This is a genomic window from Methanimicrococcus hongohii, assembly GCF_032594095.1.
Lineage (GTDB): Archaea > Halobacteriota > Methanosarcinia > Methanosarcinales > Methanosarcinaceae > Methanimicrococcus > Methanimicrococcus hongohii.
The window spans coordinates 1,247,434-1,260,476 of the sequence record NZ_CP131059.1 but is presented as its reverse complement, the minus strand read 5'-3'; the positions used below and the strand labels follow the sequence as shown (position 1 = coordinate 1,260,476).

General features: G+C 35.2%; 15 protein-coding genes and 1 tRNA gene. 6 read left to right on the top strand and 10 right to left on the bottom strand.

All coding sequences use genetic code 11. The features are described 5' to 3' along the window. Window positions 1-13 precede the first annotated feature (13 nt). Window positions 14-313: a DUF1894 domain-containing protein gene (locus tag MmiHf6_RS05835; RefSeq protein ID WP_316556863.1), complete on the top strand. Its 300-nt coding sequence runs from the start codon at window positions 14-16 to the stop codon at window positions 311-313. Here MmiHf6_RS05835 and MmiHf6_RS05830 read toward each other — a convergent pair whose 3' ends face one another. The 10 genes from MmiHf6_RS05830 to MmiHf6_RS05785 form a co-directional block, all read right to left on the bottom strand. Next, window positions 314-931 (bottom strand): HNH endonuclease, encoded by a 618-nt coding sequence (locus tag MmiHf6_RS05830; protein ID WP_316556862.1) that lies wholly within the window; start codon window positions 929-931, stop codon window positions 314-316. 4 nt (window positions 932-935) lie between these two features. Next, complete coding sequence (locus tag MmiHf6_RS05825) at window positions 936-1,604, bottom strand: hypothetical protein (protein ID WP_316556861.1); 669 nt, start codon at window positions 1,602-1,604, stop codon at window positions 936-938. A 12-nt stretch (window positions 1,605-1,616) separates the two neighbouring features. Beyond that, on the bottom strand, window positions 1,617-4,118 hold the full coding sequence (locus tag MmiHf6_RS05820; protein ID WP_316556860.1) for an ATP-binding protein: 2,502 nt from the start codon (window positions 4,116-4,118) through the stop codon (window positions 1,617-1,619). After that, window positions 4,115-4,477 (bottom strand): hypothetical protein, encoded by a 363-nt coding sequence (locus MmiHf6_RS05815; RefSeq protein WP_316556859.1) that lies wholly within the window; start codon window positions 4,475-4,477, stop codon window positions 4,115-4,117. Before MmiHf6_RS05815 ends, MmiHf6_RS05820 begins: the two co-directional genes overlap by 4 nt. Window positions 4,478-4,534: 57 nt before the next feature. Then, entirely contained in the window at window positions 4,535-5,557 is a 1,023-nt protein-coding gene (locus tag MmiHf6_RS05810; RefSeq protein ID WP_316556858.1) for an Eco57I restriction-modification methylase domain-containing protein, read from the bottom strand. 237 nt (window positions 5,558-5,794) lie between these two features. Continuing rightward, window positions 5,795-6,061: a hypothetical protein gene (locus tag MmiHf6_RS05805; protein ID WP_316556857.1), complete on the bottom strand. Its 267-nt coding sequence runs from the start codon at window positions 6,059-6,061 to the stop codon at window positions 5,795-5,797. A gap of 167 nt (window positions 6,062-6,228) precedes the next feature. Then, complete coding sequence (locus MmiHf6_RS05800; protein WP_316556856.1) at window positions 6,229-6,552, bottom strand: hypothetical protein; 324 nt, start codon at window positions 6,550-6,552, stop codon at window positions 6,229-6,231. Between the two features lie 284 nt (window positions 6,553-6,836). Beyond that, window positions 6,837-7,082, bottom strand: a complete 246-nt coding sequence (locus MmiHf6_RS05795) for a hypothetical protein (RefSeq protein ID WP_316556855.1) — start codon at window positions 7,080-7,082, stop codon at window positions 6,837-6,839. A 187-nt stretch (window positions 7,083-7,269) separates the two neighbouring features. Further along, window positions 7,270-7,587, bottom strand: a complete 318-nt coding sequence (locus MmiHf6_RS05790; protein ID WP_478219598.1) for a transcriptional regulator FilR1 domain-containing protein — start codon at window positions 7,585-7,587, stop codon at window positions 7,270-7,272. A 6-nt stretch (window positions 7,588-7,593) separates the two neighbouring features. Then, a complete protein-coding gene (locus MmiHf6_RS05785) occupies window positions 7,594-8,082 on the bottom strand; it encodes a helix-turn-helix transcriptional regulator (RefSeq protein WP_316556853.1) in 489 nt (162 codons plus the stop codon). A gap of 1,404 nt (window positions 8,083-9,486) precedes the next feature. Here MmiHf6_RS05785 and MmiHf6_RS05780 point away from each other — a divergent pair. The 5 genes from MmiHf6_RS05780 to MmiHf6_RS05760 all read left to right on the top strand — a co-directional run bounded on the left by MmiHf6_RS05780 (window position 9,487) and on the right by MmiHf6_RS05760 (window position 13,005). After that, a complete protein-coding gene (locus MmiHf6_RS05780; RefSeq protein WP_316556852.1) occupies window positions 9,487-10,926 on the top strand; it encodes an APC family permease in 1,440 nt (479 codons plus the stop codon). A 245-nt stretch (window positions 10,927-11,171) separates the two neighbouring features. Then, entirely contained in the window at window positions 11,172-12,236 is a 1,065-nt protein-coding gene (locus MmiHf6_RS05775; RefSeq protein ID WP_420891299.1) for a DMT family transporter, read from the top strand. A gap of 1 nt (window position 12,237) precedes the next feature. Then, window positions 12,238-12,519 (top strand): hypothetical protein, encoded by a 282-nt coding sequence (locus MmiHf6_RS05770; protein WP_316556851.1) that lies wholly within the window; start codon window positions 12,238-12,240, stop codon window positions 12,517-12,519. A 15-nt stretch (window positions 12,520-12,534) separates the two neighbouring features. Next, window positions 12,535-12,681 carry a hypothetical protein gene (locus MmiHf6_RS05765; protein ID WP_316556850.1) on the top strand — a complete coding sequence of 49 codons (147 nt, stop codon included), beginning with the start codon at window positions 12,535-12,537 and terminating at the stop codon, window positions 12,679-12,681. Window positions 12,682-12,932: 251 nt separating this feature from the next. Then, window positions 12,933-13,005, top strand: a tRNA-Gln gene (locus MmiHf6_RS05760). Window positions 13,006-13,043: the final 38 nt, after the last annotated feature.

The window sequence follows — 13,043 nt, the reverse complement described above, 5'->3', positions numbered from 1 at the left end:
TTTTGGAGTTTTTATGGTTTGTATTAAAAATCTGGAAATCATCATTATCGGCAGCGAAATGACGCTTTCGGAATGTGAAGAATTGATTTTGGAAAAATCGGATGAGGTTTGGTTTGTTCCGGGCGGTTATGAATTGCTCGGAATTTTATTGAAAGGGTCAAGACCGTTTCCTGTCGGAATTACGGGTGAAAATTTGTATTTCCAATACGTTAAACCGTGTTTCGGGATATTTGCGCTGCATTTGGAAAATTGTAAGGAAATTGAAGCGTTAAAAGATGATTTTTTGAAAAACGGATTTGAAAAAGTGAAGTAATTATAATGAAAAATTTGAATTATTATAATTTGAAATAAAAACTTGTTTGCAAAGAAGAGAATAATCAGATAAAATTTGTTTAGATTTAATTAATTCGGGGGTGACATTCGAAGGATTTTTCAATTTGGAATTAATTCGGTCTAATGTTTGGTCAATTTCTTCACAAATCCATGCCATATTATGGATAGAGCGGTGTAAATGCAATAGATTAATCATCTTCAATCCTTTAGGATCGTCCGAAGAAATAGTCCCATATTCATTTCGATAGAAATAATTATTGAGATCAACCGTGGATGGATCATAAAATAACTCATTAACAATTGAAGAACATGTACCATCTCCATCATATTGATGAAGCTTTGCACCATTACATTTTTTACACGAGTACATTAAATTAGCATACTCATATTTCAATTCGGGCCTAACATCTTTAAAAATTTTTTCAGGGATATAGTGGTCGATTTCAAATGGTGTGGTAATTGCTGTATCAAGTAAATTGCAATATGCACAACGATGATGAAAATCTTCTTTAAGGTAAGAGCGATAACTTGTATAATCTACAAAATTTTTAGAACATGTTCGACTTATTTTAAATTTCCGAAATACATATTGAGTCATTTCATTACTCCAACGATTTATTAATTTCATGAATTAACTCTAAAATCTCTTTTAATTTACCAGAGTCAACCGCTTTATCAATATGACTTTGATGCAACGGAACAAAATTATCTAAACTTGTTTCAACTTTTATTAATTCGTCAACTATTTCTTGAGAATTATCAGAAGCCATTATTTCTTTAATATGCTCCAAATTCGACTCCAAACTTTCACGCTGGTTAACATATCGCTCCATATTACGAAAAATATTAGCTGTTTTCTCAACTGAGTATTCACTATTAGCATTAAAAAAATCAATTTTACGATATACTTTATCAGGATCAACAAAATCCACTTTTAAACAGTCTTCAATAATTTCAGTGAGAATAACAGTAGGAAATTCAGAGATGATAGTTTTAAGACCATCATAAATATCTGTACCTTTTGCACTGCCTGATTTAGCAATAAGCTTGTAGTCAATAATTAAACCATGAATGAGGTTTTCTTTAACATCATTAATAACTTCCCCAATAGCTTGATGAACAATCAAATTGCCGTCATCATTCAAGTCATAAGATTTAAAGTCAATTTTTTGCTCATTCAGGGATGGCAGATGCTGAAGATTTGATTTGATTGTCTTTCTTATTTTTCTTAATTGATCTTCTTCTTCGTCGATTAACCCAATGGTGTACAAAACATGACCCCCTCAAAGTGGAAGTTTAATTTCTATTGAAAAACCATCATCTATGTTTAAACAATGAATTTCACCATTATTTCTTTTAACAACTTCTTTACAAATCCAAAGCCCCAACCCGGTACTACTTTCATTGGGTTTCGATGTAACACCTGCTTCAAAAATGATATTAGGATTGTTTTTGAAGACTGCATTTAAAGGAGAACCATTATTCTTTAATTGTATTACGATGAAAGAAGACTGAATATTAAAACTAATCGAAATTTTTTTGATGCCAGAACTTGCACTTTCTAAGAACCATGCTGAATTCAAGAAGAAATTATTAAAAAGAAGATATAAATCAACTTCGGAGATTGGAATAATAGAATCAACATCTTGTAAAGGAGTATATTCAAATGTTATTGCTTTTTTTGCCATTAAAGGCTTCCAAGAATCAAGGATTTTGTTAACAAAGTCATCCAAATGTACATCCTTCTTCTCAAAATTTTCTTTCTCTACTGCATCCATAATAATTCCAATCCAACTACCCAATAATTGATTCATTTTTTCAGTTGTTTCTAAATCAACATAAGGATTGAAATCTTCATCACCTGTAAACTCATTATAATCAAGAATATAATCAATCGAAGCCTTTAATTGACTGTCCATCGTTGTAAATTCTGTTTGTATTCTACGAATTTCATGTGCAAAAGTGTTAGTTATAATTCCCGAAGAGCTGAACGCCATTAAAATTTGGAGGGTCTTTTCAAACTCTTGAGATTTTGTATATAATTGATAAACTGCATCCTCATATTCTGCATTACTATATTCTTGATTACCAGTATCATCCTCAGAATTATTTCCACCCGAATTTGAAGTAGTTTTCTTAGACTTTTTTTTCTCTTTTTTCTTAACAACAGAATCAACGACAGTACCCGTGGTGTCGAAAGATTTCTTAATTTCATTTTTCCATTCAGCAAACTCTCTGAAAATATATTGCCTGTCGGATTCAAATATTTCCACTAATTTTTGAAGAATATCGATAAAAATATAATAATATTCATTTAAAGTCAATCCTTCTCGATTAGCCATGTCCTCTAAAACACTGTTTTCGATTCGACTAATTTTAACACTGCCGATCAATTGATTAGGACTGACTCTCCACATACCACTATCATGCGAAGCAGCCGCAGGACTTTTAATTACACGTTCTCCCAAACTCAACCAATCATATAAAGCCCCATCATCACCATAAGGACGGACTTTAAAATTATCTCGATATAATTTAATTCCAGAAAAATTTTCTAAAAGGTTTTTGCGCCCTCTTACGTTAATATCATTAACAATCTCAACAGTACTTTTAGCATTTTTCAAAAAATAGAAATCAAGTTCAAAACTTCCAATTTGTTGAATTTTTTCAAGCTCGTCCCCTAAGAAATCTGTAACTATTAAAGAATTATTAATTATCCCATGATAATCATCTTTATAAAAAGAAGGAGATTGAAATGCTTTCCTTGCCCAAAAATCTTCTAAAGGAAATGAATGAATGGAATTATTAATTTTTAATTCAATATTGTTTAATTTTGTATTAATTTCATTTCGATACATTGAAAAGAAAATTGATTTATCCCCATCATATTTCGCCTGAATGCGATAATCAAATAAAGACTCGACAATACTCAAATCTTTGCTAGTATAATTAAACTCTTTAAAATAATTATTAACAACATACACATTAAATGAGTCAATTGAACCCAAAGGATTCAAACTTTTCAAATTAGTATTGACCTTATTAAACAAACGATTACTCCAAGATTCTCGGGTCGGAGAAAGAATAAAAATCGAACCAGTATCCCAACATTCATTTTCAACATATGAAAAATCATCGCCAATTAATTCTTTTAATTTATCAATTAAAGCAATGTCCATTTTTTCCAAATTTGCTTCTACCTGACTTAATAATTGCACATTTGCAAACTGATTCCAATCTATATCCCAGTAATAAAAGTCATCAAGTTCATTTTTAGTATAAAGTTTGGTAATAACAGAAAGTTTATCTAAAGCAAACCTTCCAATTCCCTTGGCACCTGTTTTTATTCGACCATTTGGACTATAGATATTAAATTCCTTATCACTTGTCCCGATACTCATCCAAGTATCTGAAAGTGTAGAATAGGTCATACCATGACCGTTATCTGCAAGAATGATCACATTTTTAGAGAAAAAAATTGATTCGATTAAAGAGCTATCTTCTCTTGATAAATCAGCTTTTTTAGAAAAGATGTCTCCATTTTTATCATAAAATTTAAAGAGAGAATTGCGTTCATCTTCTGAGAAATGAGAGTAAAGCTGGGAAACATTAATTTTTGAAGGAACAGAAGGAAAAGGCATTAAAAACTTAATAAAAACGCAACTTGCATCTGCATCATAAGAATTTTTTACTAACTCGATAATTGCACCATCGACATCAGCAATGCTTTCACGACCAATTAATCGAGCTGCTTTCGCACTTACTTGGAAGCTAATTTTACTCATACAATTTCCTCAAAGTAATAATTCGCAATGTCTTTACTTGTAATTCTTTTAGAATTACCACTTGCATTAATACCAATTTTAGAGACATAATCTTCGAAGTCAGAGGTTTTTAAAATCTTTTCTGCATCATTCAATGAATAATCACTAATGGATTCAATATAGATACCGGAATAAGGAATGCACTCTTGGCTAAGATGATAAACTTGAACTTCATTTGTTACTAATGTCGACAATAATAATTTTTCTGAATTCATATATTCTAAAGCTTGTGTGCGTCCATATTCAAACCATGAAACACTGGAGTCAGATTTTCGTTGATCCAATTTATCTTTGTTGTTTAACAAGTATTGATATGCCATTGGATAAAAATCTTTCAAAGTTGTTTCGTCGATTTTGATTAGTTTATTGTTTTTATACTAATATGGAAAAATAATACGTTCTGCTTTAGAAAAACGTAAAGACTTAGGACTTGCAGTAGCTCTTGTAATTGATTTTTCAATCAAAGATTCATCTTTCAAAATAAGATAATCCGTCTCTTCTTTATACTCATCTATCACGAATACTTTATTTAAAAGGGTTGCAACTGTATTTGCAACTTTAAAATATTCACCGAATCTGTTTTTGCCATCAGTGTCAGATTCAATAGACTTCGAAAAAATCCATTTCCCATTTAAATTTCCTTTATATATCTTAAATTTATTATTTGACAGGATATCAAAATATTGTATATATTCGGAAGAATATCCCTTATCAACAACAATGATTGCCGAGGATGTAATTGTTTTATTAAACTGTTTTGAAGAAGTATAATCGTGAATCGATTTCAAATTTGGCAACATATATTCTCTTAAATTATCACCAAAAACATTTTTAAAGATGCTATTTGGAATTATATAGACAAGTTTACCGTTGTTAGACAACGACTTAATACCAGCCTCGATAAAGGCATAACAATAATCAAATTTCCCCTTTTTACAAGTGACAAAATGTTCTTTTAAAGAAGAACGGATATTTTCATCTAACTCCCGATACATAATATAGGGAGGATTACCAATAACAAAATCAAAATTTATGAGATTTGAAGATAATTCTTCGGATAATAAAGAATCATCATTAACGAGATTCCAATTTATATGTTTTAAATCATACGAACGGGCAACTTTGTTTAAATTAATTAAACATTTTTTGTATTGCACCTTATCAATTTCAACTCCACAAATGTTAGATTCTAATCCTTCTTTGATTTCTTCAATTGTTTTATTGCAAAACATAGAGTCTTCAATATATCTTTTAATAACAGGAACAAGAATATTACCGTCCCCGCATGAATTCTCCAATACTCTCTTATTAAACAAGTCATGAGAATAGCCAGCTAAATCAAGCATTTTTTCTGCAATATGATTAGGTGTAAATACTTGGCACTTGGGTTTCTCGTTCATACTATTGGACCTAGAATTGTAAATATCTGTATAAGATATTGAGAGAATCTCACAATCAGGATAAATAATGTATAATAATATTTAAAATCATGTTGCTAAGAAAGATTAGAGAAAGGAAAAATAAACAAAATATGAACATCAAATTAAAAGCTCAGAAAAATTCAAAAAAGGAAAATAATATTCATCCGAAAAATTCGGACGAATAAAAATAATATTTAAAATTTATTTAAAAACCGTTTACTGTTTTGTAAATGTTCCTGAAATGTTCAAAAGACCGGATCCGAGTGTAACGCGGAGTTTCTTGTCTTCGAATGCGGCAGAGCCGATTTTGGCACCTTGGAAATAGAATGCATAATTGTCGCCGTCTTCGACCCAGTCGCCTTTCAATTCAACGACGCCCATCGATGCGACGTAAGTGCCGTCTTTGTTGATGGTGATTGTTGCGCTTGAATCGTCACTTTTCCATGTGCCTGTAATGCTGTTTCCGAGACATCCGGAGAACATGCAGGCTGCTAAAATAAGAACTAAAGCTGATGCAATTAAGGTTTTCTTGATAATAGTATCCCCTCAAATATTTTTTGAATATAGAAGCCGAATGAACGAAATATTCGGTGGATATTAAAAATACTCAACAGTATAAAAACATATTCATTAATATATACGCTTGCAGATCACTGTTTTACAAAATTTTCGGAAACACTGAGCAAACCGGAACCGAATTCAACGTGAAGCTTGTTTCCTTCAAACTCGGCTGTGCCGACACGAATTCCGTCATAATATAAAGCATAGACATCGCCTGATTTTTCCCATTCGCCCGACGTTTTGAATAAACCGATTTCGACTTGGTAAGTCTTAGCCGAGTCAAAAATAATGATTGTTTCCGTTTCAGTGCCGGACCAGGAACCGATGATCGGATCGCTTAAACAGCCGGAAAACAGGCAAGCAGCGATTAAAAGAACTGTGAAAAACGTTGTCGGTTTTTTGTAAAAAATCATTTAAATTCTCTCATTTGTTTTATAAAATATTTTCATTTATTATTGAATAGAATATGAAAGAATTTTATAAAAATATTTGTTATCGTTTTTAGAATTTCAACTGATTTTGATTTTGGTTTTGTTTTTGTTTTTGTTTTATTTTTGTTTTTTCAACATTGAAACCTAAACATCCAATGTTCAAAGTCGGTGAACCCGAACGCCCGATAAAACCCTTATCTTAAATTTTTAGACTTTATTAAAAGAAAGGCGTTCCGTTTTTGAATATTTTGATGAAAAACGATGTTTCAATTCTTTTTCAAATCTGATTGAAAAGGCAAATTACCGCCCCCGCAAGTTGAAATTCCCGTAGCATAGCGTTGGGAATTGAGACTTGGCGGATTCTTCCCATACAAAACGAAAAATAAAAAACCGCTGAATTTACGAGTTTGCTTTTCTGTTTCAGCTTGTTCCTTATTGCAACTGTCTTTTACTGCCGCCTGAGCCTGCTGAGCCTGCTCGTCTGCAACTGTCTTTACTGTTGCCGCTGCCAATCAGGTTTGCGCTGCTGCTTGCACCTGCTCATTTTATCGTAATCTGTTGGCATTAAATTTTGCTCGCGGCCGACCTTCCTCCGATCTCTCAAAAAATTCGAACTGTCGTTTTTAAAAATGTAAATATAACTGGAATCATCGTTTTTAAAATTAAAAAAGAACCGCCGTTTTGCGGCAAATTCCTTTTTCAAATTTCTCTGTCAAGAGCTGTTGACTGTTTTTTATAATATTTGTACAGCTCTTTTGCCCACGAACGTGTGCTGTCTTCGGTGCTGACGATGATTTTGTTGTCGTAAACGCCGTCTGTGTTGAAGAAATAAATGTATGTGAAAACATCCGTCAGCGTCATGGACGGGCCGATTGCATTACCTTTATCGTTCAATATCATAAACGTGACATTTTCTTTTTGAATAATTTCTTTCAGGCGTATTTCATGATCTTCTACAAATCTTTCATAAACCTTGGGCGTCGCGATAATTGTCATTTCCTTGCCGGATTCGGCCATCTCAAACTACATTTCAGTGTAAATCGGATGATAAACGGAAAGAAGACACATCGCATACTTTGATTTTTTGAAGTTGTCGCTGAACTCCGCCGGAACATCAAACATGTATTCACTGATATCGTATTCCAAAAGCTTGTAGTTGCCGATTTCACGAACACGCTCCATCAAATCACCCGGAATAACTGAAAGGTTTCGGCTGAACCAGTAACGATGGTCTTTTTCAAGAGTTTCAATCGTTTCAAAAAGCGGATACATATTTTTAACAAGAATATGACCGATATTTGTTAACTCATAAACACCGTCCTTCAATACGATAAGTTCTTCATCTCTCAGCGTTTTTAACTGAGGTGCCAACGAATGCGCAGTCATATTCATTTTTTGAGTGAACTCATCGATCGTATGCCCTTTTTTGCCGAGAAGCAAAAGAATCATCCGTCTTTTTTCCGAAAGACAGACAATATCACTTAAAGTTAATGTAACAGGTGGTTTGTTCAAAGTCGGACCCCCAAATATGACTTAAAATAATTGTTACTAAATATATCATTAAATCAATCATAATATTGAATTATAATATTGAATTAAATCTGATATTGATGCAATCCTCCATGATTTATTGCATCAATCGGTCAATTTCGTTTTTACATTTACAATATTTCTTATTTTCAAATCAATTCGACATTCAATTGATCTATTAATTGTTCATCATCAATTGTTATGGATTTTGTTGATATTTGTCACTCTTTGAAATATCAATATACAATCAAATTTTAAATGAACAATCTTGATTTGTCAAAATGGTCGCAAACCTCAAATCTGCAAACACCCCCATGTTTGCGGTCTGTGGTTTTTGCCCCAGATTATTCAAGCAACGTAAAATTTTGATTCTAATTTTAGATGCTGTTTTAACTATATAAATCTAAAGCTTTATTAACAGGAAGATATTATGCATTGCTTGCCTAAAGAAATTCATAAAATTAAATAACGGAATTGTTGTTTTCGGCAATAAAATGATATCTCGGCAAAATTTATTCATTTTGAGGAAAATTTGCAAAAATTAAACAAATTTGCAGAAAATCGAGATAAAAAGGAGTAAAAGTTCTGATTTTTCTTCAAAAACATACCAAAAAATCATGAAAAACTCTGATGAAAAATTGCATCAAAAATTTATTTGCGATGAATCAGAATAATTCCCTTTCAAAATAATTCATGTCCGAATATTTTGACAGATCCGACTGAATTCATTTAATCTCTAAAATTTGTTTACAATTTCCGTTTCTTTCGGATTTTGTCATCATGAACTATTTTTCTAACCCTTTTGTAATTTACTTTCAAATCGTTTTTTTCAAGGATTGTCATATTTTTCGTCACTTTCGAGAAAGTGTCAAACGGTTATGCTATATACGATTTTATCCATTTATACGCCGCGGATAATTTCCGAACGGATAATCAATTAACCGGTCGGAATTATAAAAAATAAAGCTTGTGATTTTTCAACCACGTTGAATTATTACACACAAGAATATGGGGGTATTTTCGAGAGAACGATTCTCTTGAACTTTATTTTTTAATTTCGCACCCGATTTTGTATGCGATGTAAAAAACATGCGTGCAAAATATACGGAGGTTTAAAGACAAACAGAAATGATTGGATGAGCGGAGGCTGTAAGCGACAGCTGATTTATCAGGTAACAGATTTACTTCTTCCGACATCGTTTCAATACTTATCCGATTTTATGGAATCAATCATAAATTGAATTCCGTTTCAAAATTTTTGAACACATATTTCATGAAATATGTTTCAAATAAACATTTGAAACGATTATTCGGTTTGAATGATTCTGTTTTATGAGGTGTTTGTCAGACATTGTTGTAATTATTAGGAACCAGAAAGGTGGTTTTGTGGACAGTGATTGTACATTACAAAGATCAATTGATTGGAAACAAGGTCTTGCAATTGCGCTCGGTGTGCCTTTATTGATTTTACCGTCAATAGGTACCTTTGCGGTTACTCTTTGGGCTTTTGCTATTGTAGCATGGGGTCTTTCAGTATTGCAGGGCTTTATTCAGAACTTGGCTTACGGTGAAATGGCAACAACATTTGCCAATGCATCAGGTTTGCCGGGTTTTGCACAGACAGTGTTCGGCGCAGGAACTAAAATGGGTAAATTTATCGGCGGATTCAGTGCCTGGAGTTATTGGTTTGCATGGAACCCCGTGCTTGCAATTTACTCTATCTTAATCGGCGATTATCTCAGCGGTATTGTGCCGACTTTTATCCCTGCGTTTGCAAGTATTTCACCCGTCGTTCTTTCGATCGGTGCCGGAATTCTCATATTCGCCGCACTTATTTTAATTAATGCCAGAGGCGTTTCAAGCGGCGCGACAGTCGGTTACATTTTAGCCGTCTTCTCATTAATTCCGCTTTTCGTGATTACAATTGCTCCGTTCTTTACGGGCGACTTCCATGTGGAAAATATCACGGGAGCATGGTTCCCGACCGATTGGGACTGGGGTCTTTCACATATCTTAGTCTTCCTCGGTATCATGGCGACTGCTCAATGGAGTGCTTGTGCTTGGGAAACGGCAGCTATTTACGGCCCCGAATATAAGAACCCGAAATCAGATGTTCCGAAAGCGCTTTTCGCCTGCGGTTTGATCTGTTTGTTCTCTTTCGTTTTTGTTCAGGCATCCGTTACAGGAACGCTCGGCATTTCCGGAATCGAAGAAGCACGTGTCTCTCCGCTTCTCCCGATGGCAACTCAGGTATTTGGAGAATGGGGCGCATTAATTGCAATCGTCATGCTTGTGGCTGCAATGGTTTTGATTATTCAGACTGCCTTTAACGGCTCTGCAAGATCAATGCACTCCATGGCTGTGGAAGGAAACCTTCCCTCCTATCTGGCAAAAGTGAACTCCAAAGGAACACCAATGAGAGCAATGGTTATCATTGCGCTTTTCAACGTTTTCTTGATTTTGGCTTTCTCATTCTTAAACGAATCCGGCGGACCCGCAGCTATTTTGTCTGCATCTGCACTCGGTTATGTGTTTGCAAACGGTATCAGTTTACTTGCATACTACAAAGCAGCAACAGATCCGAAGTTCAAGGACTTGGAAAGACCGTTTAAGGCGCCCAAAGGCTGGAAATATGTCGCATTGATTTTCGCTTTCGTTAACCTCGTCTTGTACTTGGTAGGTATTGTTTATCTCAACGCAACGGATCCTGCGATCGGTATTGCTCCGACACTTCTCGGCTTCGTCGTGCTGGCATTATTCATACCTCTTTGGTGGTGGGCACAGAAAGAACAAAACCGTCTGTGTGATACAAAGTCAGACAGTTGAATTGATTGCAACGATTAACTTTAATGGAATTTGAAAAACTCGCAAAAGTTCGCTTTTGCCGATTTTCATTTTCCTTATTTATTATTTTCGAAAGAACAAACTTAATTTATCAATTCATTTGCAGTGTTCTTTCCTTCTCGGAATTTCCGACACGAATAACGGAAAAACAAAAAGGTGACCATTAGACCCTGTTTGGGGTGTCGCTAAAAGTGTGTGTGGGCGAATATATTTCAGGAGAAATATCTATGGTTGAAAATGTGGTCTCTTTAGACGAACTTAGATCAAAAGAAAGAAGCCGTAAATTTAAATACGGTTATATGTGGGCGCTTTTCTGCGCCGTATTTTGGGGTATTTGGTACCTCCCAGGTACTGCAATTTGGGTTTTAAATCCTTTTGATGATATGTCTGCTGCGATTGCAGCAACACACGGCGACTCCATGTCATTGGTGATTGTAGCTGTTTTAATTACGGCGTTAAATGCTTTGACTTGCGTTATTGCATTACTTGTATGGAATGCAGTTCTCGGCAAGCATAAATTGAAAGAATTGAAGCGTACGATTCTTGACTTCAGGAAATGTTCCAAATGGTTCTTCCTCGCAGGTGCCTGCGGTATGATGGCGGTTTTTGGTTCTTACTTGGCTATGGGATTCATCGGTGCCGCTTTCTCGGCTGTTGCCGGTTTGCTGTATCCGGTCGTCGGCGCAACTGTTGCCCGTCTCTGGTACGGCGAGAAAATCTCTAAGCGTGCCGCTGCCGGTATTATTGTTATTGTTGCCGGAGGTATTTCCATCTATGCCGGCGGTCTTGTTTCTGAATTGGCGACCGGAAGTGTTCAGTGGTTCGGTTACCTCGGCGGTTTGATGGCTGCCCTCTGTTGGGGTCTTGAAGGTGCTGTTGCCGGAAAAGGTCTTGACTTGGCTGAACCCGACTCTGCGCTTACGATTCGTTTCATTGCTGAAGCCGGTTACTGGTGGATCATTGTGATTCCGGTTCTTTCACTCCTCGGTTTCCCGTTGATTACTTACGCGCTTCAGATCTTTGACCCGTTGGTCCTTGTCGTTTTGATGTTTGCAGGTATCACTTTCGGTTTCTGTTATGTGACTTGGTACAAATCATTCCCGCTTATCGGTGTCGGTCGCGGCCAGGGTATCGGAAACTTGTACGGTCTTTGTGCCGTTGTCTTCGTTTTCCTGTTCTTCGGAACATCCCCCGGCTGGGCAATCATCATCGGTGGCGTCCTTTGTGTTATCGGCAGTATGCTGATGTTTACTGAAAGCACGGACGGTATGTCCAGCTTGAGAGGTGAATAAAATGAGCGAAAGACCTCTTAAAATCAGACTTTTGGAAATCTTCAATGACGGTCAACCTCATTGGAATTATGAAATTGTTGAAATGATTTTCAAAGAATACAATATGGGCGGCAATTACGAACGTGATTTGATCAATTTCGATATTATTGAATTGGCGTCCGGCGGAATGTTGACTGATATTGAACAGAAAGTGGATACAGAAGGCATCTATAAGAAGGATTTCTTACTGCACAAGTATGTCATCACAGACTTCGGAAAAGAAAAGGCGGTACAAGCCTGTTAATCGGAGGTGTCATAAATGGTACAAACAGAAGCAGCAATGGAAGCTTATAACGAAATGTGGGCCGGTATTGTTCCGGCGGCCGATATCACTTGGATGATTTTTATCATCATCATCGGTATCGCTGCACTTTACATGGCGCGCAGATTCGTTACCGAGTTTTAATATTCGTTTTAGTTTGTTTTAATGTTTTATTTGTCAGAACCGACTCATTAAAACTCTAAAAATTTAAAACTCCAAAAATCCAAAAACACTCAAAACCTGTCCAAACGAATCCAATTGATATTCGTTAAGACTCTGCTAAGTCGAATATCAAATCAGGGGCAAAGGAAACTTTGCTCCGCCTTTCTTTTTTTAACGCTTTTTCATATCAAAATCTTTTTATGTCAGCGTTGCCTTTCTCATTCATTCGCAAGAGTCCCGTAGTGTAGTGGTCAATCATTCCGGCCTTTGGAGCCGGTGACAACGGTTCGAATCCGTTCGGGACTACTCTTTTTTATTCTCTTCTTTTATTGTTTTTTTCGTCT

What these genes read in the sequence shown, in the direction of transcription:
- MmiHf6_RS05810 (WP_316556858.1), bottom strand. Translation starts at nt 5,557, where the DNA reads ATGAACGAGAAACCCAAGTGCCAAGTATTTACACCTAATCATATTGCA.
- MmiHf6_RS05765 (WP_316556850.1), top strand. Translation starts at nt 12,535, where the DNA reads ATGGTACAAACAGAAGCAGCAATGGAAGCTTATAACGAAATGTGGGCC.
- MmiHf6_RS05775 (WP_420891299.1), top strand. Translation starts at nt 11,172, where the DNA reads ATGGTTGAAAATGTGGTCTCTTTAGACGAACTTAGATCAAAAGAAAGA.
- MmiHf6_RS05815 (WP_316556859.1), bottom strand. Translation starts at nt 4,477, where the DNA reads ATGGCATATCAATACTTGTTAAACAACAAAGATAAATTGGATCAACGA.
- MmiHf6_RS05830 (WP_316556862.1), bottom strand. Translation starts at nt 931, where the DNA reads ATGACTCAATATGTATTTCGGAAATTTAAAATAAGTCGAACATGTTCT.
- MmiHf6_RS05800 (WP_316556856.1), bottom strand. Translation starts at nt 6,552, where the DNA reads ATGATTTTTTACAAAAAACCGACAACGTTTTTCACAGTTCTTTTAATC.
- MmiHf6_RS05790 (WP_478219598.1), bottom strand. Translation starts at nt 7,587, where the DNA reads ATGGCCGAATCCGGCAAGGAAATGACAATTATCGCGACGCCCAAGGTT.
- MmiHf6_RS05770 (WP_316556851.1), top strand. Translation starts at nt 12,238, where the DNA reads ATGAGCGAAAGACCTCTTAAAATCAGACTTTTGGAAATCTTCAATGAC.
- MmiHf6_RS05835 (WP_316556863.1), top strand. Translation starts at nt 14, where the DNA reads ATGGTTTGTATTAAAAATCTGGAAATCATCATTATCGGCAGCGAAATG.
- MmiHf6_RS05805 (WP_316556857.1), bottom strand. Translation starts at nt 6,061, where the DNA reads ATGTTCTCCGGATGTCTCGGAAACAGCATTACAGGCACATGGAAAAGT.
- MmiHf6_RS05820 (WP_316556860.1), bottom strand. Translation starts at nt 4,118, where the DNA reads ATGAGTAAAATTAGCTTCCAAGTAAGTGCGAAAGCAGCTCGATTAATT.